Below are 26,013 nucleotides of genomic sequence, written 5' to 3'. Positions count from 1 at the left end.
TCCTCGCGAAGAGTTGCAACGACGAGAATCATTGCAACAGTGAGTTTTTGAATGTCATCAACGCTAGGTGCCCGACGGCGTCAGTACGATGGCGCCAGCGCCCCTACTGTCCGTACAGCCGACTCGACCGTGTCCGGTACAGCTGGCTGTACCTGTGAACTCATTCGTACACACCCTCCACCGACCATCCACCGCCTTCACAGATCATCAGCAGCGCCCGCGATTCCTCCAGCAGAACCTGAGCCCGCGCCGCCGTGCGCGCCGAGGCTGCGTCCCACCATCGCTCGTCCACCGGCCAGGGCCCGGCCCATCCCCGCACTGCCCATTCCTTGCTCCCCCACTTCAGCCTTCCCGGCTGCGAACTGAAGACTCCGCGCTCGGTGACGTACACGGCGTTGCCGGCCACATCCCCCAGCCATACCTTGGGATTGTCGACGAAGATCGAGCCTGGAGACGGCTGCGGCAGACGACCAGGCCACGGGGCTGTCGGATCATGGGCAGCTACCCGCTCGTCACCCAAGGGCAACAAGGTAATTCGTTCCGAGGGCCCTCGACCTCCGCTCAGGACACCGACCTGAACCGATTCGCCGCCCAGAAGACCTTGCACGCGCACCAATGCTCGCCTGGCTCGCTCCTCCTCGTCGCCGACACCGCCCCACAGTCCCAACTGCAAGGCACCGGCACTGACCACCTCCACTGGTTCCAGACGCAACACTGCTATGCCTGCGGTCGGCCGGGTCTCACTGCGCCCGGTGAGCCAGCCGTCCAGTTGCCATCGCACTCGATCGGCCGTTCCCTCCGGTGTCAGAGGTTCGGCGCAACGCCAAGTCCGAGAAAGATTTTCACCGTTACCCGTGCTCGCCGAAATCGACAGACGCGTACACGCCACCGCGGCGGCGGACAGCTTGTCGTGCAGCAGACTTGCCAAGGCACGCCCGGCAAACGCTGCGGCATCCACCCGCTCGATCGAGGGATCGTAATGCTGCTCCACTTCCAGGTCCGGCGGAAGCGTCCGCGCCGACGGTGGCCGCTCGGGTTCACCACGCGCCGCACGATGCGCGAGCACCGCATCGGCACCGAAACGCGAAGCGACGTCCACTGCCGGTAAATCCGCGAAAGCACCGATGGTCCTGATCCCGAGCCTGCGCAGCAGATCAACCAACTCTCCGCGATGCGGCGCAGAGAGGCTGGGCTCGGCCGCCAACTCCGGCATGGGTAGCGGCGCCAGAAACCGTGCTCCCTCCCCCGGCGGCACCAGCGCTGCCCGGCGCGCGGCAATGACCGCTGTGGACAGCTGATCCGCCACACCCACCTGGCTCTCGACGCCCGCAGCAGATGCCTGATCCACCAATCGTTCCGCCGCGGCTTCCTCCGAACCGAAGTACCGACTGACACCTCGCGCACTGAGCACCAACAAACCAGGACGGAGTACCTCGACGCCCGGTGCCACCGCATCGATGGCCGCGGCCACCGGCTCGAACAATCTGGCGTCGCGTTCCGGATCTGCCGTCGCCACATACAGTTCCGGGCAGCGGGCCTGCGACTCGCGTCGTCGCAAGCCTCGGCGAACTCCCTCCGCGCGGGCCGTCGCCGAACATGCGATCACCCGATTACCCGAGGTGACCGCGACGGGATGCGTTGCCGGAAGATCGGCCAGCGCTGCCGCTGCCACCGCCGGCCAGTCCGGACACCACAACGCCAGAACTCTGCTCACAGTGACACCACCTGCGACGACACCACCCGCTCCGACACCACCCGCTCCGACACAGCCTCCACCGGCTGAGAAGGCACCCACTCGACCCGCCCGGCTGCACTACAGATGTCCAGGCGCGTGGTCCGGGGCTGGAACGAGCGCCCCCGTGCACGAACCGCGAGGCTCAGGGAACTGAGCCGACCACGCCCCAACTCCCGGCCCTGACCGAACCCACCGTAACCATGGACCCGAGCGTCCAACCGAACCTCGGCTCCGTCCCAGTGACCTTCGGTGACAACAAGAGTCGAGCCCTTGCTCCGAGCGCGTGCCACTACCGCCCGCGCACGCGACGGGGATACCGATGCACCCGCCAATCCCAGAATCACCAGATCCATACCGTCGAGCAGCACAGCGGCGATCTCGACCGGATCCGGCCCAGGCGCCGGAACGAGTGCCAGACGTTCCAGTTGCGCACCCATCTCGTACGCCGCCAGCAATCCCAGTCGAGGCTGCCCGATGACTGCCACATGCCCTCCGGACGCCGTCACCGAGGCGACCAATCCCACAAGCAAGGATGCCGCGCCCTCGACGGACACCACGGTTCCCCGCACCAAACCGCCCTGCGGTAACAATGCGGCGATGCCCTCCGGCACCGGGAGAACACCGGCCTTGTGAGCCCGGTCCAATACCGGCCTGCCCCTGTCCGCAACACTCTCGGACGCTGCTGCACCTGTCCCGGAAACACCGGTCGCGGACACACCGGTAACAGACACACTCGGTCCGGAGAACGACGTATCGCCCCGAGACGGAATGGACGCGATCTGTCGGCGGAGCTGTGCCAGCCGATCCTGACGGGACAACCCCGCCGCATCTGCCGACAGCTCTACCAACTCGGTCACCTCGGTCATCCCCATCCTCCGGAACACCGGAAAAAACTCACTGGTCGCAATCCATAACCAGCCGGCAAACCGCGGGGAAGTCGGGTTTGACATGCATCCAACGAACAGCAATTTCGAACATATTTTCGAACTGTTTTCAGTAAACCGTGTCGTCCCCGACACGTCAAGCAGAGCAAAAAACCCAGTTCACAGGAGCCTCGAGCGTCACAGTGGCATCAATCCATTAACCTTGAGATGTGACAGCTCAGGAGCAGACCGGGAGGGGCATCGGGCCCGAATACCTGCTGGCGGGGCGGTACCGACTCCGCTCCAAGATCGGCGACGGAGGGATGGGCGCCGTCTGGCTGGCCCGCGATACCCTCCTCAGCCGCGACGTCGCGGTGAAACAGGTCACAAGCACGGAAGGCCTCGACACCGAAACGGCCGAAGAGGTCCGCGAACGTACATTGCGCGAGGGGAGGAACGCCGCAAAGCTCACCCATCCCCACTCCATCGCCATGTACGACGTCGCAATCGAGTCCGGCGAGCCCTGGTTGGTCATGGAGTACTTCCCGGCCCGCAGCCTCGCCCAGGCCATGAATCTGGCCGACGCATTGCCACCACTCGAAGTCGCACAGATCGGCGCGCAGATCGCTGCGGCACTCACCGAAGCGCACGCCGCCGGCATCGTCCACCGCGACATCAAACCCGGCAACATCCTGATCGCAGACCGAGGCAAGTCCCTCGGCACCGTCAAGATCAGCGACTTCGGCATCGCCCGCGCAAAAAGCGACGTGTCCGACACCCAGGACGAGGTCATCACCGGCACTCCCGCGTACTTCGCACCCGAAGTTGCCCGCGGCGACGACCCCACCGAGGCCAGCGACGTCTTCTCACTCGGGTCGACGCTCTACACGGTGATCGAGGGTCAACCGCCCTTCGGTATCGATTCGGACGCGATCGCCCTACTGCATCGTGTCGCCAAGGCCGAGATCTACCGACCCACCAAGTCCGGACCGCTCACCGACGTTCTCCTTCAGCTCCTCGAGCCGGACCCCACCCGCCGACCGACGATGGCTCAGGCACGCGATGCCCTCGCTGCAGCCGCGACGGGCGGCGGCACGATCGAGCAGTTGATCGACGCTCCCGTCTACTCGTCCGAGGGCGCCGTACCGGCCTGGGCTCACCGGACCACACAACTTGCCGACCCACGCCGCCGCAATCGCCTGACCGGCTCAACGATCACCGGACTTCCTGCAGTGCAACAGAACACGCCACTGCGGAACGTTCCCAGCCCGATGGACATGTTCTCCTGGCCACCGCGAATACCGACCGGACCCGCCGATGCCAGCACCCGCGACAAGGTAGTGGCCTGGGCTCCCCTCGCCATGACCGGCATGATTGCCGTCATCATCTTGGCCGCATTGATCGTCGTAATCCTGGTGTTCACGGTCTGACCGGTGTTCACACTCCGACTGCACGCTTCACGCAGGCAGAATGTTTGCGTTGAGGTGAAACACGTTGTCCGGGTCGTACTTCGCCTTGACTGCGGACAATCGCGCATACTTCACCGCGCCGTAGGAGGCTCGCACTCGGTCCTCGTCGACATCGGTCATGAAGTTGACATACCCGCCTTGATTGGACGAGAACGGACGCAACGCCTCCCAGGTCTCACGCACCCACGATCGGTCCAATTCCAGCGTTCCGGCATCGGTGGCCGTCGCCGTCATGTTGCACACGTAATGTGGTGTGCGAGAACCACCGAACGCAGTCTCGTCCTCGCCGATGGAAGTGAAAGCTCCCTGTAGCGGAAAGATCGGCATGAAGGACATCGGCGAAGATTTCTTGCCCGCTTGTTCGGTCAGAACATCGATCACGTCGTCGGAGAAATCCACCAGGTCCAAAGCCTTCTCATAGGCGTACGCACCCCACGGTTCCGAGTCGTCGAGCATCGACTGCAAACCGGTGTACGGAATCGGGGTGACGAACTCGAAAAGCGTCGGCACCCCCTCTCGAATCGGCGCAATCGCATTCGAGTGTTCCTCTTCCGATCCGAAACCGGCTACCAGTAACGCGTATCCGGGAAGCAGGTGAAACTGATCCGGGACAAACGGTGCCGGCGGCGCGGACAAACTGACCGCAAGCATTGCACCGGCGTTTCCCGGCAGGGCCGGCACCACCTCGCGGCACAGACGAAGCGCTGCCGGCCCGTCCTCCATCCCCCAGAAGAACAGTCCCAGATGCACTTCCGGACCGATCTCGCTCAGACGGTACTCGAATTCGGTGACCACTCCGAAGTTTCCGCCGCCGCCGCGCAGTGCCCAGAACAAGTCGCTGTGATCGTTCTCGGAGGCTCGCACGATCGAACCGTCGGCGAGCACCACCTCCGCCGACACCAGATTGTCGATCGCCAGGCCGAGCGTGCGGGTCAACCACCCCATGCCACCACCGAGCGTCAGGCCACCGACGCCGGTATCACTGATCACTCCGCCGGTCACCGCCAACCCGTGTTCCTGCGTCGCCGTGTCGAGGTCGGCAATCGTCGCACCACCACCGACCCTGGCTCGCTTCGCTGACGGGGCGACGCTGACTACGTTGATCGCACTGAGATCGATCATCACACCGCCTTCACACACCGATGTGCCGCGGTAGGAATGCCCGCCACCTCTGACCGAAACCTCCAACGAATGGGCTCTGGCAAATGCAAGTGCCACAGCCACATCCGACGCCGACCGGCACCGGGCGATCACCGCCGGACGATGATCGATCTGCCCGTTCCAGATCGATCTGGCGTCGTCGTACTCCGGATCTCGGGGGTCGAACACAGAACCTGTGATCGCCGATTTCAGTGGTGCGAACTCGACCGTCGTCATCACGCACCTCCCCCATCGGGTGTCGCGGTGACCAGCAGGTACTCCCACTCCATCACGAAGGGCTCGCTTCCGCTGCCGTACTTTTCCGCCAACTCGAACAGATCTCGGTCCAGCGCCTGCGTTCGGTCAGGATCGTCGCCGATGTTCCGGTACACCGCGATGGTCGGACCGTAGTTCTTCTTGAAGAAATCACGAAAATCTTCTGGCCCGCCGAATCTGCCCACACGCAGTACGTCTGTCCTCGTGGCAACATCGCCGAGCAGATCACGAACATGGTTCTCGTCGCCCCACAAAGGCGCCGGCTCCGAACCAGGAGGCGGCGGCGGAGCGTACGGCTTCATCGTCTTGAACATCTCGCCGATGAATCCCGTCGGAGTCCAACTCAGCACTCCGATCTTTCCGCCGGGTCGGCATACTCGCAGAAGTTCGTCCGCGGCGCGCTGATGATGCGGGGCGAACATCACGCCGACGCACGAGATCACCACGTCGAACTCGTTGTCGCCGAAGGGAAGAGCCTCGGCATCGGCCTCCCGCCAATCGAGTTCGACACCCGCGATCGCCGCGGCCTCCTTTCCTGCCACGAATAGTTCGGGAGCCAGGTCGGTGGCGATCACTTGCGCACCCAGCGCAGCAGCCGGAATGGCGGCGTTGCCGGATCCCGCGGCGACGTCAAGCACCCGATCTCCTTTCTGCACGCCGCATTCACGTACCAATACAGGTCCGAGTTCCGCGATGACCTGCGTCGCTACCGCCGGATAGTTACCGAGACCCCACATTGCCCGGTGCTTGGCCTTCAGCTCCCGGTCCAGCCCGAGCATTCCCGTTGATTCACTCATTACCGTTCTCCTTCAATATTTTTCGTACTCGGAGCCCAACAACCTTGATGCCGTTACTTCGACGCTACGACGACGGTTCGCTCCTCTCCAGTACGAAATCTGTACCGGAGCACCCCGGAGGCCTACGATCGAGAGATGGGGTCCTCGTACCACCAGTTCTGCCCCGTCGCCAAGGCGATGGAGCTGCTCGACGAGCGGTGGACACTGCTTCTCCTCCGCGAACTGATCATGGGAAGCGAGCATTTCAACGATCTCCGCCGCGGGCTTCCGCGAATGTCACCGACTCTGCTCTCCACCCGGCTTCACCAGCTCGCGGTCGCCGGAATCGTGGAGCGAGAAGAAACCGACTGCGTCGTCAGCTATCGTCTGACCGACGCCGGCCGCGAACTGCGTCCTGTGGTCGAAGCTCTCGGCATCTGGGGCACCCGGTGGATCGGTGAACTGGGCGACGAGGATCTGGATCCGAAACTGCTGCTGTGGGACATGCATCGCCGCGTGGATCATTCCGTGGTGCCCGACGGCAAGACCGTCGTGCACTTCGCGTTCTCCGGAGTGCGTGGACATTCGCGAAACTGGTGGCTCGTCATCAATTCCGGCGAGGTGGACATGTGCGATATCGATCCAGGTTTCGACGTTGCAGTGTCGGTCTCTGCGGGCTTGCGACCGATGACCGAGATCTGGCGCGGTAACCTGACCTGGTCGGACGCCATACGGTCTGGTGACGTCACCATTTCGGGGCCGACAGCGTTGCGTCGTAGCTTGCCTTCGTGGTTCGAACTCTCGACTTTCGCATCGATCCCGCGCCCCGCATAGCGCACGCTCACCAGCCCCGTTCCGTCCTGTTACAGAGCTGTTGCAGACCGTGACACCGTCGACGAACGGTGACCATCTGTCGGTGACACTGACCGAGCAGTCTCCGTTGTATGCCCAGCCACCGCGGAATCATCCGCTTCGTCGCACTCGGTGCAGTCGTGCTCGCTGCGGTCACGCTCAGCGCGTGCTCGTACACACAAGAAGCACAGCCCAAGAGCGGTAACTACCTTGCCACTCAGCCTGATTCAGGACCTTCAGGCGGCGAGATCGAGGACGGCATCAGCTTGCAGGACACTCACGAGCCCGCGCTGGCCCGGCTCGATTCCGCACTGCTCGCGGCGCTGCAGTCGGCAGCCGCCGACGCACAGACATCCGGGGTGGACATGCACGTCACGTCGGGTTGGCGGTCCGCGGCATACCAACAGCGACTGTTCGACGAAGCCGTCGTCAAGTACGGCAGCGTGGACGAAGCGTCCAAGTGGGTGCACTCCCCGAGCCTGTCGAAGCATGTCAGCGGACAGGCCGTCGACGTCGGACCCACAGACGCCGACGACTGGCTCATACAGCACGGCAGCGATTACGGCCTCTGCCAGACCTACGCCAACGAGATGTGGCATTTCGAATTGGCAACCACTCCCGGTGGGGAATGCCCGCCACAACTGAGTACCCCTTCGGACGAGAGAGCAGAAGGCTGATCATGACACGAGTCAAACCAGCGAGATTGGTTGCCGCACTGGCACTCTTGATTCTCGGAGTCATCGAATTCGAATTGGCGGTCAACACTACCGGTGGTCAGATCGTCGACCAACAACTCATGGTGGTTGCGGCCACCTCCGAACGCCTCAGCGTGTTCTCCGCCGAGTTCATCGGCCTCGTCACCCCGATACTGATAGTGGGAGGAGTGCTCGTGGCGCTCATGATCACATTGCGCAACAACCCGATTGCGCTAGCTTTACGCGTCTTCGTCGTGACCCTCGGTCCCATCACGACGGCCTGGGTTCTCAAACAATCGTTGGATCGACCGGACCTGAACGGTCTGGTGATGCACAATTCCTTCCCCAGCGGCACTTTGACGGCCATCGCTGCTCTGGTCTGCGCGATCGTGATCGTCATGCCCTCGAGGTGGCGGGCAGTCGTTGCGGTCAACGGCGCGCTGATCACCATCGGAACCGCTATCTCTGTCGTCGTGCTGCAATGGCACCGGCCGAGTGACGTGATCGGTGCGCTACTGCTCGTCGGCTGCTACACCCTCGCTGTGTCGGCATTTCCGTTGAACACCAGCGTCGCACGGTATGCGGTGCTGGCAGACTCAGGCAACGAGCGACTCTCGCGAGTGTGACCCCCTGTACCCTTGGCTGACCGAGATTCCTCCGACCGCAGAAGGCCCCTGATCATGGCGAGTCCAAGGTGAGCTCATGGTGAGCATTCTTTTCATAGAAGACGATCCGGCCGTGGCCGAGGCAATCACGTTGGGACTGAACCGACTCGGGCACAACGTCTGCCATCGCCCCGACGGTAACGGTGATTTCGACGACGCCCTGGGCGCCACGGACCTCGTCCTACTCGACCTCGGGCTGCCGGGAGCCGACGGTTACGAGATCTGTCGACGTATCCGCACCCGCAGTTCGATCCCGATCATCATTCTGACCGCTCGATCCGACGACATCGACACCGTTGCCGGTCTGGAAGCCGGCGCCGACGACTACGTCGTCAAACCTGCCAGTCCGCGCGTCCTCGACGCTCGGATCAAAGCCGTCGTACGGCGCTCGGTACCCGCAACTACGCGTCCAGATGTGGCGCCGGGCGCAGAGACGTTCGGCGACCTGGAATTGGATCGGTCGTCATTGCAGGTCCGCAAGGCCGGGACGCTGCTGACCCTGACTCCGACCGAACTCCGACTGATACTGGCGCTGACCGAGAACCCCGGACAGGTTCTCAGCCGCAGGCAGTTGTTGTCCGCCGCCTGGGACCAGGAATACCTGGGCGACTCACGAATCGTCGATGCAGCAGTGCAGCGACTGCGCGGAAAGATCGAGGACGACCCAGCCGCACCGACCGTCATCGAAACGGTGCGCGGGTTCGGGTATCGCTTCAACACCAGCCCAGCCCGATGAGACCGACCTGGCTTCAGGTCGACGGTCTGCGGACCAGGCTCGTGCTCGTGTTCATCGCAATCGTCGTGATCATCGCCGGGGCAACCGCAGGCGTCGTCTCGTTCATGGCGCGGTCGTGGATCTATTCCAACGCTCAGGACGTGGCAACGGCACAATTTCGCGACGAACTGCAGTACAGCAACGGAACGCCGGTAGACGGGTTGACACCTGACAACCTCCAACAGATCTTCCAGTCCGACATGACGCTGATCGTCGACGGCGAAGTCATCCGTCAAGGATCAGTAGATGCGGCAACGATCCCACCCAGCTTCGACGACGGTTTGGACAGTCCCAAACTGATCCGCTTCGAGAGACTCGACTCCCAGCGCATCATGTTGGGAATGTCCGTCAATGTCGTGGACATGAGCGCAGACGACAGCTACGACAACGAGACACTGGTCAAAGCCGTCACCATCCGGCCGCTGGTAGGAGTACAGGACAAGTTCGACGATCTACTTCGTGCTGTCGGCCTCACCCTCGCCGCGGGCGTGTTGGTGAGCGGTCTGCTCGGGCTATGGATCGCGTCGACGCTTGTCCGTCCGCTCAAACGCCTGGACGAAGCCGCCGCACGTGCCGCCGACGGTGACCTGAGCGTCCGGCTCCCCGAAGACGGAGTAGCCGAACTCGCCCAGGTCACAACAACGTTCAACAACATGGTCGCTCGCAACGAAGCGGTCATCCGAGGTCTGGAAGAATCGGAAGAGCAGTCGAGAAGGTTTGTCGCCGACGTCTCCCACGAGCTTCGAACGCCGCTGGCCGCATTGGTTCCGGTCAGCGAAATTCTCCGTGAAGAGATCCCCAATCTTCCGCCCGACACCGCTGCTGCCGCTCGCATCGTGAGCAGTGAGATCGGCAAGCTCACTCGACTGGTCGAAGACCTCATCGAAATGTCTCGCCACGACTCTCAGCAAGCGCACCTCGTCCTCGACGACGTCGACCTCGTCGAATTGACCGAGCGCACACTCGAGAGCCGCGGTTGGATCGAAACCGTCGAACTCCGCGCACTTGAAAATGTCAGTGCCAGAGTCGATTCGCGTCGAATCGACATAGTCGTCGCCAACCTCGTCGGTAATGCACTGCGCCACGGAGCGCCCCCGGTTCGCGTCGAGTTGAGCGTCGAACCCGGTTTCTCCGTCATCACCGTCGTCGACCACGGCCCCGGCATCTCACCGGAAGATCGGCAGGCGATCTTTCGGCGGTTCTACAAGGTCGACACCGCTCGCGGACGCAGCGAGGGCAGCGGACTCGGACTCTCCCTCGCCGTCGAGAACGTGCACTTGCACGGCGGCACCATCGGCGTCGACCAGGTGGATGGCCGCACGGTCTTCACGGTTCGCCTGCCCCGTCGCTGACCCCCTTCCCGAGCGAACGTACCTTTCAGCGCACCCAAGGCGATCGTCGTACCGTTCGCTCGAAAAGGGGTGGGCACGTCGCAACCCAACATCGTCCGCATCCGACCAAATAGTGGGATTGTGGTTTCAACATGTGAAACTGCGCGCGTAGCCTGGGCATCGTCGAACAGCGCAGAAATCGGAGGGCACCATGACGCAGGCGTCGCGGTTGGACAAGACGGCAGTCTCCCCGAAGGCATGGACGATGCTCGGAATCGGCGTCGCAGCCCAGGCAGCAGGCACCGTCTTCGTCAGCACCCCAGCCTTCCTGATCCCACTGCTGCATTCCGAGCACGGCCTCTCGTTGACGCAGGCCGGAACCCTGGCCGCTGCACCCACTTTCGGCATGGTTCTCACGCTGGTGGCGTGGGGAGCGATGGCTGACAGATTCGGCGAGAAATGGGTCATCTCCATCGGGCTCGGCCTGACGGCGATCGCCGCGCTGGCCGCGACCACCACCGACAACTACACCCTCCTCGGGATCGCATTTCTGCTGGGCGGAATGGCTGCGGCGAGCACCAACGCTGCCAGCGGACGTGTTGTGGTCGGCTGGTTTCCCAAGGATCGGCGCGGCCTCGCCATGGGAATCCGGCAGATGTCACAGCCCCTGGGCGTGACCATTGCGTCGCTGACCATCCCGACTCTCGCGGCGAACGTCGGAATCGGTTCGGCCGTCGGGCTGTCGGTAGCTCTCAACGGCGTTCTCGCCCTGATCTGCGCCGTCGCATTGATCAATCCCCCGCGACCGGCGGCGCGGCCCACAGATATCCCGGCCGAAACGGTAAATCCCTATCGCTCGAACTGGTTCCTCTGGCGCATCCACGTCGTCTCGGCACTGCTGGTGTTTCCGCAGTTCACCCTCTCGACGTTCGGTCTGGTCTGGCTGATCAGCGAGCAAGGATGGGACGCTGCGCCCGCGGGTCTCCTGATCGGCATCTCTCAGTTCGTGGGCGCGCTCGGACGCATCGTTGTCGGCATCTGGAGTGATCACGCCGGAAGCAGAGTGGGCCCGCTGCGGTTGGTAGCGGTTTCTGCATCTGCGGTCATGTTGGCAATGGCAGCAGCCGACGCAGCGCCGTGGGGTGTTCCGGCATTGATCCTGCTGTTGGCAACCACCGTCAGCGTCGCCGACAACGGGTTGGCGTTCACATCCGTCGCCGAGGCTGCCGGGCCGAAATGGCAAGGAAAAGCGTTGGGCGCACAGAACACCGGGCAGTTCATCGCTGCGTCAGCAGTGGGCCCGGTGGTGGGTGCGCTGATCGGCGCGGTCGGCTACCCGCTCGCCTTCGCGATAGTCGCAACGTTTCCAGCCGCGGCAATCCCCTTGGTGCCCAGCCGAGATCGCGACATCAGCGTCTAGTCCCTCATCGGATTCGGTTGCACTGCAGGTCCCGTCAGATCGCAATGCGGCTTGCAGGCAACCGAATCTGCTTCCTGAACTGGCTCTACTGTCGGAGTACGGATCAGCGTTGCGGCGATCACCGCACCGACCAACAGCAGCGCCACACAGATGTACATCGCGTACCGGAAACCGTCGGAGAAACTCGTCGGATCGACCAGGCTCTCGGCGTCGATACCCACGAGCGCAGGCAAGGCCGCAACGGCAAGAAGTTGGCTCGTGCGGGCAACGGCATTGTTCACACCGGACGCGATTCCCGACTGCTCCACCGGCACCGAGCCGAGCACCGCGGCGGTCAACGGCGCCACCATCACCGCCAGGCCGAGCCCGAACACCAGAACTCCCGGCAACACGACGGTCAGGTACGACGCTTCCGGGCCGATACGTGTCATCAGCACCAACCCCACCGCGGCAACGGCCGGGCCGACCGTCATCGGCAATCGCGGTCCGTGGGTCTGGGCGTAACTTCCCGCCCTCGACGACAACAGCAAGAGCGCCAAGGTGATCGGCACGGTTGCGACACCGGCTGCCACCGGCGAGTACCCGGCAACCAATTGCAGTTGCAGCACGAGCAGGAAGAACACACCGCCCAGCGCCGCATAGACCGCAAGTGTCACCAGATTGGCTGCGACGAACATCCTCGAGCGGAACAGCGACGGCGGCACCAGGGCGCTTGGTGAGCGTCGTTCCACCACGACGAACAGGCACAGAGCGATCACTCCGATCAGCCCGACTATCGGGTTGACCTCGATCAGCCCGTACGTCAGGGCGCCGAGACCGACTACTGCGCAGACGGATCCGACCACATCCAGATGCTCGGGTGGATTCGGATCCCAGCTCTCCGGCACGTGGCGCACCGCTGCCCACACCACGACGATCGCCAGCGGAATGTTGAGGAGGAACACCGACCGCCATCCCGCCACTTCCACCAGCCAACCACCGAAAAGCGGTCCGATGGCGCCGGCAACACCACCTAAACCCGACCACAATCCGATAGCTGCGCCGCGGTCCTCTTCACGAAGTGACGCGGAGATGATGGCAAGGCTGCCAGGCGTCAACAGCGCCGCGCCCACGCCCTGCAGGATCCGTGCAATCACCAGAAACGTGATGTCAGGTGCAATTCCGCAGAGCAACGACGCGACCGCGAACCAGACCGTCCCCCACACGAATACCCGTCGCCGACCCCAACGATCTCCGAGGGCTCCCCCGAGCAGTATCAGCGACGCCAATGCCAAGGTGTATCCGCTGAGCGTCCACTGCAGTCCGGCGACACCGGAACCTAATTCTTCACCGATATGCGGCAGAGCAATGTTGACGACGGTGCCGTCGAGGAGAGCCATGCTGGAGCCGAGAACGGTAGCGGCGACAACCCAACGCCCACGCCTCGACGCGAGCGCCAGTGGTTCCGTCATCGGTCAATGGTGCGCCTTCACACGCAATCGCGAAAGAGCGCGCGGAAATTCAGTCGATCTGGCGGCGATGTGCCCAACGCGTCAGCGCATTGCGATTGGACTGCTGAGTCTTTCGCAGGACATTCGATGCGTGAGTCTCGACGGTCTTCACAGAAATCACCAAGTCCTCGGCGATTTCACGATAGGTGTACCCACGTGCCAGCAAGCGCAGTACCTCGAGTTCGCGCGGAGTCAGCGAGTCGAGTTCCGGATCGAGTTGCGGCTCCGGCGCATTGGACCGTCCGGTGAAGGAGTCCAGTACGAAGCCTGCCAGGCGCGGACCGAACACTGCGTCACCACCGGCAACGCGTCGTACGCCTTCGGCAAGTTCGGATCCCGAGATCGTCTTGGTCACGTACCCGCGCGCACCGCCGCGGATCACCGCGATCACGTCTTCGGCCGCGTCGGAAACGCTGAGCGCCAAGCACACCGGACCGGAATCGATTCCCCGCAGAACCGCCACTCCACCACCGTCGGGCATGTGGACATCGAGCAGAACGACGTGCGGCTTCGTCGAGTTGATACCCGCGATTGCCTCTGCGACGCCGCCGGCCTCACCGACGACGTCCATGTCTGCTTCGCGCGAGAGTTCCGCCCTCACCCCGGAGCGGAACACTGCATGATCGTCGACAAGGAATACGCGGTACGGGGGCGGCGCAAGCGAAGTCACTGGGGCTGTTCCTCGGGGTTGTCGACACGGTCAGCGGTCTGGTCCCACTTTAGAGCAGAGTCACGGAGCGGCATGTGCACACGGATCTCGGTGCCTTTTCCGATGTCGGACCGAACCACCACCCGGCCACCCCGACGTTCGATGCGACCACGAATCGACTTGGCCAACCCCTGACGATCCTCCGGCACCGCATTGACGTCGAATCCGACGCCGCGATCACGCACGAACACACTGACCTGGTCGCCCTCGACCTCGGCAAACAGATTGATTTCCTTCTCCCCCGAGTGCTTTGCGGAGTTGACGAGAGCTTCGCGCGTCGCACCGAGGAGCGCGGTGAACGCCTCCTTGGGCAGACCGTTCTCGACGCCCTCCCCTTCGAGTTGCACGTCGCCGACCGTGACGGGGCGGACCGTGACACCGTGTTGGTCTTCCACTTCGCCGGCGATGATCTTCAGGCCTTCCGTCAGGCTGGTGTGGTCGATGTCCCCGCCGCTGAACAACCACTTACGCAGCTCGCGTTCCTGACCACGGGCCAGTCGCGCAACTTCTTGCGGATTGTCGGACAGCTTCTGAATCAGCGCCAAAGTCTGAAGCACGGAGTCGTGCAGATGCGACGCAATCTCTTCACGCTCGTCGTTGCGAATTCGGGCTGCACGCTCGGCGCCGAGAGCACGCCACATCCGCAGCCACAACGGCACGGTCAACAATCCGACGCCGATGAGCGTGACCACCACAGCCAACAGGGACGATCGCAACGCTTCGAGGTCGACCTGCGCCAGTACGACGACACCAAGACCCAGGACGATCAGCGTGGCTCCCCCGACCACCCGCGCCCACGTGAGGACGGTGGGCCGCTGTGGCAAGCCGATGACGGTGCGCGGACCGTCGGAGTCGAATTCGCGCCACACCAAGGCAGCACCGATCGCTACGACGAAGAACGGCGCGAGCACCGAACCCGCCGTGCCACTGAACAACCACGACAACGCCGCAGCGCCGCCCAAACCGAGTGCGATCAATCCGTACGCCCGCTGCCGCTCGGCGGCGGACGGCTTCTGGGTGTCCGTGCCGGCTGAGGTGAAGATCCAGAGGGCGCCGTAAATCACGATGCCGGACCCGGCCATCGCCGCGAGAATCGCGAAGGCGACTCGAACTTTCAGGACGTCGATCCCGAGATGATCGGCGATACCGCCCGCGACACCGGCGACGATGCGGCCGCCTGAGCGCCGCTCCAACTTTCGCAGCGGAACGCCGCCCGGGACAGGCACACCCTTCTTCATGGGTACGGCGGGCGCCGGTACCCCGTTGACAGGCGGGCCTCCGGGAAACCCGGGAGCGGGTCCGCTCACGAACGGCGGATCTGACACATATTGCACATAGTCGATACTGGCACGAACCACGCAGACACACATCAGGGTCCAACCCTGAATCAGGGCGCTGCCCCTGGTCACGATCACCGGAAAGATCAGGGTTGGCCCTGATGCGCGGAGGCCGCCTCGGAAGCCAGGATTGATTCATGAACAATCCGACTTTCCAAGAACAGATCCAGGATCTGTGGCGGACCCGCCCCGTGCGTCTGCCGGCACAAGGTCACGTGGCCGGGGTATGCGCCGGAATCGGATACCGGTACGGCATCGACCCCATTCTGGTACGCGTGGCGTTCGTGGCCTCCACCATTTTCGGTGGCTCAGGCATCCTTCTCTACCTCGCCGGCTGGTTGGTACTCGCCCGCGCCGGTGACGGATCGTCCCCAGCGCAGTCGTTGATGGGCCGCGGACACAGCTCCGACTCCAGCACCAAGACCATCGTCTTGTTGGTGGCACTCGCCATCGCGGCTACGACCGTCGGGCCCGTCGGCGTCGGCCTGGGTGGTTCCGGTCTGATCGGGCTGATTCTGATGGTTGGGGGCCTGTGGCTGCTCTACCAACGAGCACCCATCCCGCCTGCCCTGCCACAGAGCACATCACCGTACGTCGGTGCGGGTACTGCGTATCCAGGCACGGGATTCACGCCCGGGCCGTTCACTCCCGGATACTTCGCACCCAATCAGCCGCCCGTGTACACGCCGTACACCAAACTTCCCGACAGCTACGTGCCCGAGGAACGATCGGCCGAGCAATCGCAGCAGTCACCGCAGTCCCAAGCCGGTCATCCGACGATTAACCTCTCGAAGGACCCGAGATCTTCTGTCACCACCAATCCGACCGAGGTGATCGGCGAGGCCGCCATCACACCACCCTCCTGGGATCCGCTCGGTGTTGCACCGTTCGCCTGGGATCTCCCGGATCCGGCAGTCAAGGCCACGCCGCTGCTGCCTTTGCCACCACGTAAGCGTCGCTCGCGTTGGACGCTGACAGTGCTCGGACTCGCGATCATCGTCGCCGCCGTCACCGGGGCGGCGGGCGCGGCAACCGGCAACGACTGGTTCACTCCCGGCCGAGTCGGTGCGGTCGGACTGGCTGTGATCGCACTGGGCCTGATTCTCGGGGCTTTCTTCCGAAAGGGATACGGCCTGCTGGTCGTCACCGGACCACTCGTGGGTTTCGTACTGCTGGCCTCGTTGGTCTACCCGATCGAGTTCGACGCCTCGGGTGAGCAAAGATGGACTCCGGCAACAGCTTCCGAGCTGGATCCGTCGTACTCCGGAGCCTTCGGCAGCTTCACTCTCGACCTCGACGGAGTCGAGTTCACCGAGGACAAGACCATCGACGTCGCGGCGTCGTTCGGTGAGTTCACTGTCTTGGTGCCGCCAACCGTCAACGTCAAGAACAGCTGCACCGTCGTCATGGGTGACGGATCCGGGTGCCTCGACGGCGGGGTACACCAGGGCCGTGAGGTGACACCGGACTCACCCACACTGACCATCAACGCCAAAGCAACGTTCGGCAGCCTGAAGGTGACGCAATCATGAGCGACTACGACGAGACCACAGACCAGGACGAGACCCGAGAATCCAAGCGCCCCTCAGCACTTCTGCTGATCGCAGGGTTGGCCGCACTGTTGATCAGTGTGTGGGCGTTGGTCGGCCCGTTCTCCCTGGCGCCGGCAACGAATATTCAATTCCGTTGGCTGTTCGTCGGTGCCGCCGTCGTGGCAGGACTACTGCTGGTGATCCTGCCGAATCGACGAAACCGCAAGTAAAACTGCTGTGCGCCTTTATTAACCGCGGGGGGTTAACAAAGGCGCACAGTTGTTTTTACTCCCACTCGATAGTTCCCGGCGGCTTGCTCGTCACGTCGAGGACTACGCGGTTCACATCTGCAACCTCGTTGGTGATCCGAGTCGAGATGCGCTCGAGGGTCTCGTACGGCAGACGCGTCCAGTCCGCGGTCATCGCGTCTTCACTGGAGACCGGACGCAGCACGATCGGATGACCGTACGTACGGCCGTCACCCTGCACGCCTACGCTGCGGACGTCGGCGAGAAGAACCACCGGGCACTGCCAGATCGTTCCGTCCAAGCCTGCAGACGTAAGCTCTTCGCGCGCAATGGAATCTGCCTGACGCAGGATCTCGAGACGATCGCGGGTGACCTCACCGATGATGCGGATGCCGAGCCCGGGACCGGGGAACGGCTGGCGCCCGACGATCTCTTCCGGCAGGCCGAGTTCGCGTCCGACTGCACGGACCTCGTCCTTGAACAGCAGACGCAGCGGTTCGACCAACTTGAACTGCAGGTCTTCCGGAAGTCCGCCGACGTTGTGGTGACTCTTGATGTTTGCAGTTCCCGTGCCGCCCCCGGACTCCACGACGTCCGGGTACAGCGTGCCCTGGACGAGGAAGTCGACGGTCGCACCGTGAGATGCGTTCTCGCCCAGAACATCACTGACTGCGCCTTCGAAGCTGCGGATGAACTCGCGGCCGATGATCTTGCGCTTGGTCTCGGGATCGGTGACGCCTGCCAATTCTCCGATGAAGGTGTCGGCAGCATCCACCGTGATCAGACGCGCACCGGTCGCCGCGACAAAATCCTGCTCGACCTGGGTGCGCTCACCAGCGCGCATCAAACCGTGATCGACGAAGACGCATGTCAGCCGGTCGCCGATTGCGCGCTGGACCAGTGCGGCGGCAACAGCGGAGTCGACGCCACCGGACAGACCGCAGATGGCGTGTCCGTCTCCGACCTGCTCGCGAACCTGCTCGATCAGCGCGTCGGCGATGTTGGATGCCGTCCATGCCGCCGGGATGCCTGCGATCTCGTGTAGGAAGCGGCTCAGGACCTGCTGACCGTGCGGTGAATGCAGAACTTCCGGGTGGTACTGCACACCGGCGAGCTTGCGGGCGCGGTCCTCGAACGCTGCGACGGGAGCACCATCGCTGGTCGCGGTCACCTCGAAGCCGGAAGGCGCTTCGGTGACGGCGTCGCCGTGGCTCATCCATACCGGCTGCGTCGCGGGAAGTCCGTCGTGGAGCAATCCGCCGGATACCGCAATGTCGGTACGGCCGTATTCACGGGTACCGGTCTCGGCAACGGTGCCGCCGAGGGCGCCTGCCATTGCCTGGAATCCGTAGCAGATTCCGAAAACCGGGATGTCGTGATCAAAAAGTGCGGGATCAAGCTTGGGAGCACCGTCTGCGTAGACACTCGAGGGCCCACCCGAGAGCACAACAGCCAAGGGGTTCTTGGCCACGATCTCCTCGACGGTCGTGGTGTGCGGAATCACCTCCGAGTAGACCTTGGCTTCGCGAACTCGCCGTGCGATCAACTGCGCGTACTGCGCCCCGAAGTCGACGACAAGAACTGGTCTCTGCTGCTCGATATCTGCCACAGGTGCAGTCTAATCGCCGCAGCCAGCGCTTCTGCGCACGCATGGACTCAGTCCGCTCCTCGGCCGAGCAGGCGCGAGGTGCGTCACTACAAAGCCTGACCCTCAGAACTGCGAGGCAACCGCACATCGACCTAGACCACCGTCCAGGTCAACGGCACCTCAATCCGCTACACCTTAGCTTTGGCAATCAATTCAGCGGCATCATCGCAGGCCAGGGCCCGAAATGGACGAAGGGCGAATTTTCTGGACGTTTGACCGATTCCCCTGAACCAAACGTCCAGTAAAGGTAATCTCGCCCGTCAAGTGATCAGGATCACGATCGCGAACGGCCGGCGCCGCCGAACGGCGCTCACCTCGAGGAGGACCTGTGCGTCGATTCATACGACGACTCGCCATACCTGTCGCGGCTGTGACGGCAGCCGCCGGACTTCTGGTCCTCGGCACGCCGGCCACTGCTGACGAAGCCCCGCCGACCAGCTTCACCGGCACGACCGACAACCTGACCTTCACGAAGAGTGTCATCGGGAACGCGGCAGTTCACCCAGGCGACACCGTCACGTACAAGACCGAGATCAAGCACAACGAAAGCGGCATCGAACGGTCGATCGCAAAGATCCGTGACATACCTCCCGCAGGATTCGTCCTCGTGCCGGGCAGCGCCAAGGCCACCTACCTAGGTGTGACCAACCGGGCCACGATCAGCAACGAATCAGATGGCGGAGTCTCCGCGAAGTGCTCGAGCGGCTGCACCTTCCTGGTCGGTGGATTTGTCGTCAAGAAGAACCAACCTGTCACGCTGGAAGCGACCTACACGGTCCCCGTCGGCACAGCCTTCGGGACGTACGACAGCGGCATGCTCTTCGATGTCAATGCCTTCAGCTCACAGCAGGGCCTCAACCCGATCAATGTCAACGTCCAGGTAGTCGACCCGTCGGTCGCCACCGGAACCACACTGGTTGCACCGGCAACGGCGAAGGTCGGCACTCCGGTCGACCTGACCGCGACAGTTGCGCCGTCCAACGCGACCGGCACCGTCCAGTTCAAGGACGGCGGAAACGACATCGGCTCACCGGTCACGGTTTCGAGCGGTAGCGCCACCCTCTCCCACGCCTTCGCCAGCGTCGGCGCACACGACATCACCGCCGCGTACAACGCCGGGTCGGGATTCCACAGTTCGACCTCCGGAGTCCAGACCGTCCACGTCTCCGCGGACACCACCACCACGATCTCGGCTCCGAACGCCGCGTTGGTCGGTGACAGCATCACCGTGAGCGCCGTCGTCACACCGGCAAACGCCGTGGGCACGGTGCAGTTCAAGGACGGCGATACCAATCTCGGCGCACCGGTAGCAGTTGCCAACGGGACGGCTTCCCTGACCCGCAGCTACGACGCTTCCGGCACACACAGCTTCACCGCAGTGTTCACCGGCGAGGCCGGCTACGGCGATTCCGTCTCCACCGCAACCCAACTCGACGTCAGCGATCCCGACTGGGGAACCACGACAACAATTGTCGAACCGCTCACCGCAATAGTCGGTGAACCGACCAACCTCTCGGCCACCGTCTCCCCCATCCCGAGCAGCGGAACCGTGACGTTCAAGGTCGACGGCAGCGAGGTCGGTACAGCACCCGCCGGTACGGGTGACGGTGTTGCCATTCTCCCGCACACCTTCGCTGCAGCCGGTGCCGCGTCCGTGGTTGCCGAGTTCTCCGGCGGAACCGGATTCATCGGCTCCACGTCCACCTCGTTCACGGTGAACGTGACCGATCCCGAGCCCGCTCGCGCGGACACCACGACGACTCTGACCGTCAGCGGCTCGGCTCAGGTCGGAAAAGCATTGCAGCTCAAAGCCACTGTTGCACCCGGAACAGCAAACGGAATGATCCAGTTCAAGTCCGGCACGACGCCCATCGGCGCACCGGTTGCCGTCGTCAACGGTGTCGCGACGCTCACGCACACCTTCGACGACGAGGGAACTTTCGGTTTCACTGCCAACTTCGTCGGCGACGCCGGTTGGAAGAACTCCGTTTCCGGCCCGACCGTCGTGCAGGTCGGCACCGCACCGACAGACGGCGGCGGCACCGGAAGCGTGGACACCGGTTCGCTCGGCGGTCTCATCCCGCTCTTCGGAAGCTAGTCACCCACATCAGCTTTGGACACCACTCCCGTACCGAACTCAGGAGAATCCATGTTCGTGCATTCCAGACGCCGCATCGCGGCGCCGATCGCCGCCACGGCACTAGCCAGTGGCGTCATCCTCGCGGGAATCCCCGCATCGGCAGCCCCGGTGACAACAACCTTCGGAACGAGTTGCCTCGCAACCCCGTCCGCTGTCGCCGGCCCGACCACGCAGTCCCAGTCCGGCTCGGTCATCGTCGACGCGCCGGATTCCATCGGAGCCGGTGAAACCTTCGAGGTCACCATCCAACCGGGTCCCATCGCCTTCCCCGGCTCCGCTTCGGGGGCGACCGTCCAGAACGTCTCCCGCATCAAGGTCGACGTCGACGTTCCCGCGAACGCCACCTTGGTGGAAGCCACCATCGTTCCCGGAACTTCGGCAGGGCTCAGCGGTGTCGCGCCGAACATCCTGCGCGTCAACGAGAACGGCAACGTCGATCCCAACGGAACGATTCTGCGCCTTTCCGGAAACAACCAGGTCATCGGTAACAGCCCGAGTTCGAGCACCAGCTCCGAAGGCGGAATCGTCGTCAAGGCCACTGGCAAGAACGTCGACGGCTCCAACAACGCCGACGGCTACACCCAGTTCCAACTCCCCCAGGTCAAGGCAGTTCTCAAGGCCGGCGACTCGGGAGAGGTAGCCATGAAGGTACGCACCGGCGGTAGCGCAGGAGCCTGGAACAACGATCGCAACTTCCTCACGTTCCTCCCCAAGGCCACCCTGGTCATCACCGCCTGGGCGCCCACGCGGTGCACCCCGCGTGACGCCGAGAACGGTCCCCTCAACAGCGGCGCAGGCCCCCTCGCCACCACGCGAATCATCGAGGCGGACAAGGCAACCACCACCACGGTCGTCGGACCGGCCAACGCCAAGAATGGAACGCCCGTCACGCTGTCAGCCAACATCAGTGGCGGCGCAACCGGCGGAACCGTCCAGTTCTTCGACGGCGACAACCCACTCGGCGACGCGGCGTCGGTAGCGGCCGGATCGGCCAGTATCTCCCCGACCTTCACCGAGGACGGGCCGCACTCCATCACCGCGAGCTACAGCGGCGCACCCGGGTTCCTGGCGTCCACTTCGGCGTCGGCCAAGATCGTGACCGTCACGACGGACGCGCCGCCTGACGCTGTGACCACTACGGCCACGGTTTCGCCGTCGACCGCGAAGGTCGGTCAGGACGTGAACCTCACCGCCAAGGTCGATCCGCAGGGTACCGGCGGCACCGTCGACTTCATCGTCGACGGCACCGAAACGCTCACCGCCACGGTCGGAACCGACGGAGTTGCCATCGCTCCGTACACCTTCACCTCGACCGGAACGCACAAGGTTGTCGCGAAGTTCACCGGCTCACCCGGATTCGCGCCGTCCGCTGCCCCGGCATTCCCGGTCAGTGTCACGACACCGACTCCGGCTGACGTCGAGACGACCACGGTTCTCGACGCCGTCGGAACCGTCCAGAAGAACACCGCGGTGACGCTCAAGGCAACGGTCGATCCGGCCGGCGCAACGGGCAAGGTCCAGTTCAAGGTCGGTGACACTCTCATCGGTGGGCCAGTCGACGTGGTCAACGGCGTCGCGACGGTACCGGCGACGTTCTACAACTCCGGGACCTACAGTGTCACTGCCGAATTCGTGGGCGCTTCAGGCTACACGTCCTCCGCATCCGCGCCGCAGGCCCTGACCGTCCCCGGTGATACGGACGGTGGACCCGGAGGCGGGACCGGCAGCCTCGACCTCGGCACCCTGTTCGGGTCGCTAGGAGGCTGACACTCTGTAACAGAGATGGGGCGTGTCGTCGAATCTTCGACGACACGCCCCATCTTCGTTTCGCGGCGACCCTATCCGGCTGCAGGCTCCGCCGGAACAGCGGTAGCAGTCTTGCCGCCGGTGATCTTCACGATCGGCAGAACCAGCGCGGCCGGAGCCGACGCCGGCACCACGGGCGACTTGGGTGCGATCGGAGCCAAACGCTCGTAGCCGCTGCCCTGAGCCGGACGCAGGTCCGTCTCCCCCTTGTTCGGCCACAGCGAGGCCGAGCGCTCGGCCTGAGCGGCAATGGTCAGCGACGGATTCACACCGAGGTTGGCCGAGACCGCTGCGCCGTCGACGACGCTGAGCGTCGGGTAGCCGTAGACGCGGTGGTAGGGATCGATGACCCCATGATCGGAATCCGACGCGATAGCGCAACCGCCGAGAAAGTGCGCCGTCAGCGGAACGTTGAAGATCTCGCCCCACGTACCGCCGGCGACGCCGTCGATCTTCGCGGCAACTCGACGCGTCGCCTCGTTGCCCTCCGGAATCCACGTCGGGTTCGGCTGCCCGTGGCCCTGCTTGCTGGTGACCTTACGTCGACCGAACAGGCCCTTCTTCGTGTACGTGGTGATGGAGTTGTCGAGGTTCTGCATGACCAGTGCAATGATCGTGCGCTCGCTCCAGTCCTTGACCGTCAGCATGCGCAGCATCTGGTACGGGTTCTTCGCGACCACACCCAGGAACTTGATCCACCGTGGTGTCGTGCCGCCGCCGTCCGTCATCAAGGTCTGCAACAGTCCCATCGCGTTGGAACCCTTGCCGTAGCGGACCGGCTCGATGTGGGTGTCACTGCTCGGGTGGAACGACGACGTGATCGCCACTCCGCGAGTCAGGTCAAGAGCAGGATCGACCTTGTACTTGCCTGCGCCGACGATGGACTCGGAGTTCGTTCGTGTCAGCTCACCGAGCTTGTCGGAAAGCTTGGGCAGCGCTCCGGTGTCCTTCATGTCGAAGAGCAGATGCTGAGTGCCCCACGTTCCGGCCGCGAGAATAACGTTCGCAGCCGTGTACGTGCGACGGTTCTTGCGTCCGAGTGCACCGGTTCGCTCGGTGAACACGTCCCACGAACCGTCGCGAGCCTCACGAAGTCCGGACACGGTGGTCATCGGAATGATCTCGGCCCCAGCTGTCTCGGCAAGGCCCAAGTAGTTCTTGAGGAGAGTGTTCTTCGCTCCGTGACGGCAGCCTGTCATGCACTCGCCACACTCGATGCAGCCGGTGCGCTCGGGTCCGACGCCGCCGAAGTACGGGTCCTTCGCCTTCTTGCCCGGCTCACCGAAGTAGACGCCGACGGGCGTCTGGATGAACGTGTCTCCGACGCCCATGTCGTCGGCGACCGACTTCATGATCTCGTCGGCGGGCGTCATGTGCGGGTTGCGGACCACACCGAGCATCTTCTGAGCCTGCTCGTAGTACGGCGTGAGTTCACTGCGCCAGTCGGTGATGTGCGCCCACTGCTGGTCCTGAAAGAACGGCTCCGGCGGCTGGTAGAGCGTGTTGGCGTAGTTCAACGACCCGCCGCCGACGCCCGCGCCGGCGAGAATGAGACAGTCGCGCAACAGGTGTACGCGCTGAATGCCGAAGCAACCCAGCTTCGGAGCCCAGAGGAACTTCTTGAGATCCCAACTGGTCTTCGCGAAGTCTTCGTCGGCATACCGTCTGCCGGCTTCGATAACGCCGACCTTGTAGCCCTTCTCCACGAGACGAAGCGCGCTCACGCTTCCGCCGAACCCGGATCCGACGATCAGAACGTCGTAATCCGTTGCCCGTTGCTTGCCCATCAGGACACCTCCACCGTGAACCGTAGTTACCCGCCAGTATGCACCTATTCCTTGTGACTACCACCACAAGGGGTCTCATAAGCGTAACCGCAAGTATCAGGAACGGACGAAAGTCCTGGACAACGAACTGTGGCCCCGGTTCACGAAGAACCAGGGCCACAGAAAGGTACAACTAAGCGCGGACCGTCAGTCCGACCTTCTGGAACTCCTTGAGGTCGGAGTACCCGGCCTTGGCCATCGACCGACGAAGACCGCCGACGAAGTTCAGCGACCCGTACGGGTCATCCGACGGACCGCTCAGAACCTGGTCGAGACTCGGACGCTCACCGTAGGAAACCGGTAGAAGCGCTCCACGAGGAACCGAAGGATGAGCCGCAGCGGACGGCCAGTACCAGCCGCCACCCGGCGCCTCGGCGGACACTGCCAGTGGCGTTCCCAGAACTGCAGCGTCGGCACCGCAAGCGATGGCCTTCGCCAGATCACCCGAAGTTGCGATGTCACCGTCGGCGATCACATGGACGTAGCGTCCACCCGTCTCGTCGAGGTAGTCGCGCCTGGCTGCTGCGGCATCGGCAATGGCCGTGGCCATCGGAACACCGATACCCAAGACCTCACCGGTGGTGGTTGCGCCCTCGGTGGAGCCGTACCCGACGATGACGCCGGCAGCGCCGGTACGCATCAGGTGCAGGGCCGTGCGGTGGTCACTGACCCCACCCGCGACAACCGGAACGTCGAGTTCCGAGATGAACGTCTTGAGGTTGAGCGGTTCCTGCTCGGTGTGCACGACGTGCTCGGCCGAGATGATCGTGCCGTGGACGACCAACAGGTCGATTCCGGCCTTGATCAGCTCAGGCGTCAGTGCGCGCGCATTCTGCGGGCTGACGCGAACAGCAGTGGTGACCCCCGAATCACGGACCTGCGCGACCGCAGCGGCCAGAAGACCAGCCTGCAGCGGTGCCGCGTGCAACTCCTGCAGGTAACGGATGGCCGCGTCGACGCCACCGTCCTTCTCGGCGATCTCGACGAGACGCCGGAGCTTCTCCTCGACATCGGGGTGACGGCCCCACAGGCCCTCACCGTTGATGACCCCGAGGCCGCCGCGCTTACCCAGCTCGATCGCGAAGGTCGGCGAGACCAACGCGTCGGTGGGATGTGCGAGGACTGGAATATCGAACCTGTAAGCGTCGAGCTGCCAAGCAGTCGACACCTCCTTCGACGAACGAGTTCGCCGGGAGGGAACGATGTTCACATCGTCCAACTCGTAGGTACGTCGGGCCGTTCGACCCATGCCGATCTCAACGAGGTCGCGCACGCGCGCC

Annotated in this window: 21 protein-coding genes; 11 read left to right on the top strand and 10 right to left on the bottom strand. The window is 63.7% G+C overall.

Annotated elements, in window-relative coordinates; genetic code table 11:
- Positions 1-160 precede the first annotated feature (160 nt).
- Together QM716_RS06435 and imuA' are read right to left on the bottom strand one after the other, a co-directional pair.
- Positions 161-1,714 carry a DNA polymerase Y family protein gene (locus tag QM716_RS06435; protein WP_283303260.1) on the bottom strand — a complete coding sequence of 518 codons (1,554 nt, stop codon included), beginning with the start codon at positions 1,712-1,714 and terminating at the stop codon, positions 161-163.
- Entirely contained in the window at positions 1,711-2,601 is an 891-nt protein-coding gene (imuA', locus tag QM716_RS06430) for a DnaE2-dependent mutagenesis accessory factor ImuA' (protein ID WP_283303258.1), read from the bottom strand. The genes QM716_RS06435 and imuA' overlap by 4 nt, the downstream gene beginning before the upstream one ends.
- A gap of 227 nt (positions 2,602-2,828) precedes the next feature.
- Between imuA' and QM716_RS06425 the strand changes: the two genes are divergently transcribed.
- Entirely contained in the window at positions 2,829-4,028 is a 1,200-nt protein-coding gene (locus tag QM716_RS06425) for a serine/threonine-protein kinase (RefSeq protein WP_283303256.1), read from the top strand.
- 27 nt (positions 4,029-4,055) lie between these two features.
- On the opposite strand, the gene QM716_RS06420 is transcribed toward QM716_RS06425, so the two are convergent.
- Together QM716_RS06420 and QM716_RS06415 are read right to left on the bottom strand one after the other, a co-directional pair.
- Positions 4,056-5,444: an FAD-binding oxidoreductase gene (locus QM716_RS06420; RefSeq protein ID WP_283303254.1), complete on the bottom strand. Its 1,389-nt coding sequence runs from the start codon at positions 5,442-5,444 to the stop codon at positions 4,056-4,058.
- Complete coding sequence (locus QM716_RS06415; protein WP_283303252.1) at positions 5,444-6,280, bottom strand: class I SAM-dependent methyltransferase; 837 nt, start codon at positions 6,278-6,280, stop codon at positions 5,444-5,446. Before QM716_RS06415 ends, QM716_RS06420 begins: the two co-directional genes overlap by 1 nt.
- A gap of 135 nt (positions 6,281-6,415) precedes the next feature.
- On the opposite strand from QM716_RS06415, the gene QM716_RS06410 reads away from it, so the two are divergent.
- From QM716_RS06410 to QM716_RS06385, 6 genes are all read left to right on the top strand, one after another.
- Positions 6,416-7,093 (top strand): winged helix-turn-helix transcriptional regulator, encoded by a 678-nt coding sequence (locus QM716_RS06410; RefSeq protein WP_283303251.1) that lies wholly within the window; start codon positions 6,416-6,418, stop codon positions 7,091-7,093.
- Between the two features lie 110 nt (positions 7,094-7,203).
- Positions 7,204-7,788: a M15 family metallopeptidase gene (locus tag QM716_RS06405; RefSeq protein WP_283303249.1), complete on the top strand. Its 585-nt coding sequence runs from the start codon at positions 7,204-7,206 to the stop codon at positions 7,786-7,788.
- Positions 7,789-7,790: 2 nt separating this feature from the next.
- A complete protein-coding gene (locus QM716_RS06400) occupies positions 7,791-8,432 on the top strand; it encodes a phosphatase PAP2 family protein (protein ID WP_283303247.1) in 642 nt (213 codons plus the stop codon).
- 76 nt (positions 8,433-8,508) lie between these two features.
- Positions 8,509-9,207: a response regulator transcription factor gene (locus QM716_RS06395; RefSeq protein ID WP_283303245.1), complete on the top strand. Its 699-nt coding sequence runs from the start codon at positions 8,509-8,511 to the stop codon at positions 9,205-9,207.
- Entirely contained in the window at positions 9,204-10,598 is a 1,395-nt protein-coding gene (locus QM716_RS06390) for an ATP-binding protein (protein WP_283303243.1), read from the top strand. Before QM716_RS06395 ends, QM716_RS06390 begins: the two co-directional genes overlap by 4 nt.
- A 190-nt stretch (positions 10,599-10,788) precedes the next feature.
- A complete protein-coding gene (locus tag QM716_RS06385) occupies positions 10,789-11,997 on the top strand; it encodes an MFS transporter (protein WP_283303241.1) in 1,209 nt (402 codons plus the stop codon).
- On the opposite strand, the gene QM716_RS06380 is transcribed toward QM716_RS06385, so the two are convergent.
- Genes QM716_RS06380 through QM716_RS06370 form a run of 3 tightly spaced genes read right to left on the bottom strand, consistent with a single transcriptional unit; the run spans position 11,994 to position 15,434 of the window.
- The gene (locus QM716_RS06380; protein ID WP_283303239.1) at positions 11,994-13,448 is read right to left on the bottom strand and encodes an MFS transporter; all 1,455 of its coding nucleotides are present in this window, start codon (positions 13,446-13,448) and stop codon (positions 11,994-11,996) included. The genes QM716_RS06385 and QM716_RS06380 overlap by 4 nt on opposite strands.
- Positions 13,449-13,497: 49 nt before the next feature.
- Positions 13,498-14,157: a response regulator gene (locus QM716_RS06375; protein ID WP_003940972.1), complete on the bottom strand. Its 660-nt coding sequence runs from the start codon at positions 14,155-14,157 to the stop codon at positions 13,498-13,500.
- Complete coding sequence (locus tag QM716_RS06370; protein ID WP_283303961.1) at positions 14,154-15,434, bottom strand: ATP-binding protein; 1,281 nt, start codon at positions 15,432-15,434, stop codon at positions 14,154-14,156. Before QM716_RS06370 ends, QM716_RS06375 begins: the two co-directional genes overlap by 4 nt.
- Before the next feature lie 236 nt (positions 15,435-15,670).
- Here QM716_RS06370 and QM716_RS06365 point away from each other — a divergent pair, with 236 nt between their 5' ends.
- Both QM716_RS06365 and QM716_RS06360 read left to right on the top strand, forming a co-directional pair.
- Positions 15,671-17,065, top strand: a complete 1,395-nt coding sequence (locus QM716_RS06365; RefSeq protein ID WP_283303237.1) for a PspC domain-containing protein — start codon at positions 15,671-15,673, stop codon at positions 17,063-17,065.
- Entirely contained in the window at positions 17,062-17,295 is a 234-nt protein-coding gene (locus QM716_RS06360; protein ID WP_283303236.1) for a hypothetical protein, read from the top strand. The genes QM716_RS06365 and QM716_RS06360 overlap by 4 nt, the downstream gene beginning before the upstream one ends.
- 55 nt (positions 17,296-17,350) lie before the next feature.
- On the opposite strand, the gene guaA is transcribed toward QM716_RS06360, so the two are convergent.
- Positions 17,351-18,922 (bottom strand): glutamine-hydrolyzing GMP synthase, encoded by a 1,572-nt coding sequence (guaA, locus tag QM716_RS06355; protein ID WP_020969072.1) that lies wholly within the window; start codon positions 18,920-18,922, stop codon positions 17,351-17,353.
- A gap of 367 nt (positions 18,923-19,289) precedes the next feature.
- Here guaA and QM716_RS06350 point away from each other — a divergent pair, with 367 nt between their 5' ends.
- On the top strand, positions 19,290-21,059 hold the full coding sequence (locus QM716_RS06350; protein WP_283303232.1) for an Ig-like domain-containing protein: 1,770 nt from the start codon (positions 19,290-19,292) through the stop codon (positions 21,057-21,059).
- A gap of 51 nt (positions 21,060-21,110) precedes the next feature.
- The gene (locus QM716_RS06345) at positions 21,111-22,868 is read left to right on the top strand and encodes an Ig-like domain-containing protein (RefSeq protein ID WP_283303230.1); all 1,758 of its coding nucleotides are present in this window, start codon (positions 21,111-21,113) and stop codon (positions 22,866-22,868) included.
- A gap of 71 nt (positions 22,869-22,939) precedes the next feature.
- On the opposite strand, the gene QM716_RS06340 is transcribed toward QM716_RS06345, so the two are convergent.
- A complete protein-coding gene (locus QM716_RS06340) occupies positions 22,940-24,694 on the bottom strand; it encodes a GMC oxidoreductase (protein ID WP_283303229.1) in 1,755 nt (584 codons plus the stop codon).
- A gap of 172 nt (positions 24,695-24,866) precedes the next feature.
- Positions 24,867-26,006 carry a GuaB3 family IMP dehydrogenase-related protein gene (locus QM716_RS06335; protein WP_003940976.1) on the bottom strand — a complete coding sequence of 380 codons (1,140 nt, stop codon included), beginning with the start codon at positions 26,004-26,006 and terminating at the stop codon, positions 24,867-24,869.
- Positions 26,007-26,013: the final 7 nt, after the last annotated feature.

Origin of the sequence: Rhodococcus sp. IEGM 1409, assembly GCF_030056735.1 — a bacterium.
GTDB lineage: Bacteria > Actinomycetota > Actinomycetes > Mycobacteriales > Mycobacteriaceae > Rhodococcus_F.
Note: the sequence above shows the minus strand (reverse complement) of the source record. Positions and strands in the feature narration are given on the sequence as shown.

Excerpts from the sequence above, each read along its gene's own strand:
- QM716_RS06420 (WP_283303254.1), bottom strand. The coding sequence starts at position 5,444 with ATGACGACGGTCGAGTTCGCACCACTGAAATCGGCGATCACAGGTTCT.
- QM716_RS06405 (WP_283303249.1), top strand. The coding sequence starts at position 7,204 with ATGCCCAGCCACCGCGGAATCATCCGCTTCGTCGCACTCGGTGCAGTC.
- QM716_RS06410 (WP_283303251.1), top strand. The coding sequence starts at position 6,416 with ATGGGGTCCTCGTACCACCAGTTCTGCCCCGTCGCCAAGGCGATGGAG.
- QM716_RS06380 (WP_283303239.1), bottom strand. The coding sequence starts at position 13,448 with ATGACGGAACCACTGGCGCTCGCGTCGAGGCGTGGGCGTTGGGTTGTC.
- imuA' (WP_283303258.1), bottom strand. The coding sequence starts at position 2,601 with ATGACCGAGGTGACCGAGTTGGTAGAGCTGTCGGCAGATGCGGCGGGG.
- QM716_RS06365 (WP_283303237.1), top strand. The coding sequence starts at position 15,671 with ATGAACAATCCGACTTTCCAAGAACAGATCCAGGATCTGTGGCGGACC.
- QM716_RS06415 (WP_283303252.1), bottom strand. The coding sequence starts at position 6,280 with ATGAGTGAATCAACGGGAATGCTCGGGCTGGACCGGGAGCTGAAGGCC.
- QM716_RS06385 (WP_283303241.1), top strand. The coding sequence starts at position 10,789 with ATGACGCAGGCGTCGCGGTTGGACAAGACGGCAGTCTCCCCGAAGGCA.
- QM716_RS06400 (WP_283303247.1), top strand. The coding sequence starts at position 7,791 with ATGACACGAGTCAAACCAGCGAGATTGGTTGCCGCACTGGCACTCTTG.
- QM716_RS06390 (WP_283303243.1), top strand. The coding sequence starts at position 9,204 with ATGAGACCGACCTGGCTTCAGGTCGACGGTCTGCGGACCAGGCTCGTG.
- QM716_RS06340 (WP_283303229.1), bottom strand. The coding sequence starts at position 24,694 with ATGGGCAAGCAACGGGCAACGGATTACGACGTTCTGATCGTCGGATCC.
- QM716_RS06360 (WP_283303236.1), top strand. The coding sequence starts at position 17,062 with ATGAGCGACTACGACGAGACCACAGACCAGGACGAGACCCGAGAATCC.
- QM716_RS06395 (WP_283303245.1), top strand. The coding sequence starts at position 8,509 with ATGGTGAGCATTCTTTTCATAGAAGACGATCCGGCCGTGGCCGAGGCA.
- QM716_RS06345 (WP_283303230.1), top strand. The coding sequence starts at position 21,111 with ATGTTCGTGCATTCCAGACGCCGCATCGCGGCGCCGATCGCCGCCACG.
- QM716_RS06370 (WP_283303961.1), bottom strand. The coding sequence starts at position 15,434 with ATGAAGAAGGGTGTGCCTGTCCCGGGCGGCGTTCCGCTGCGAAAGTTG.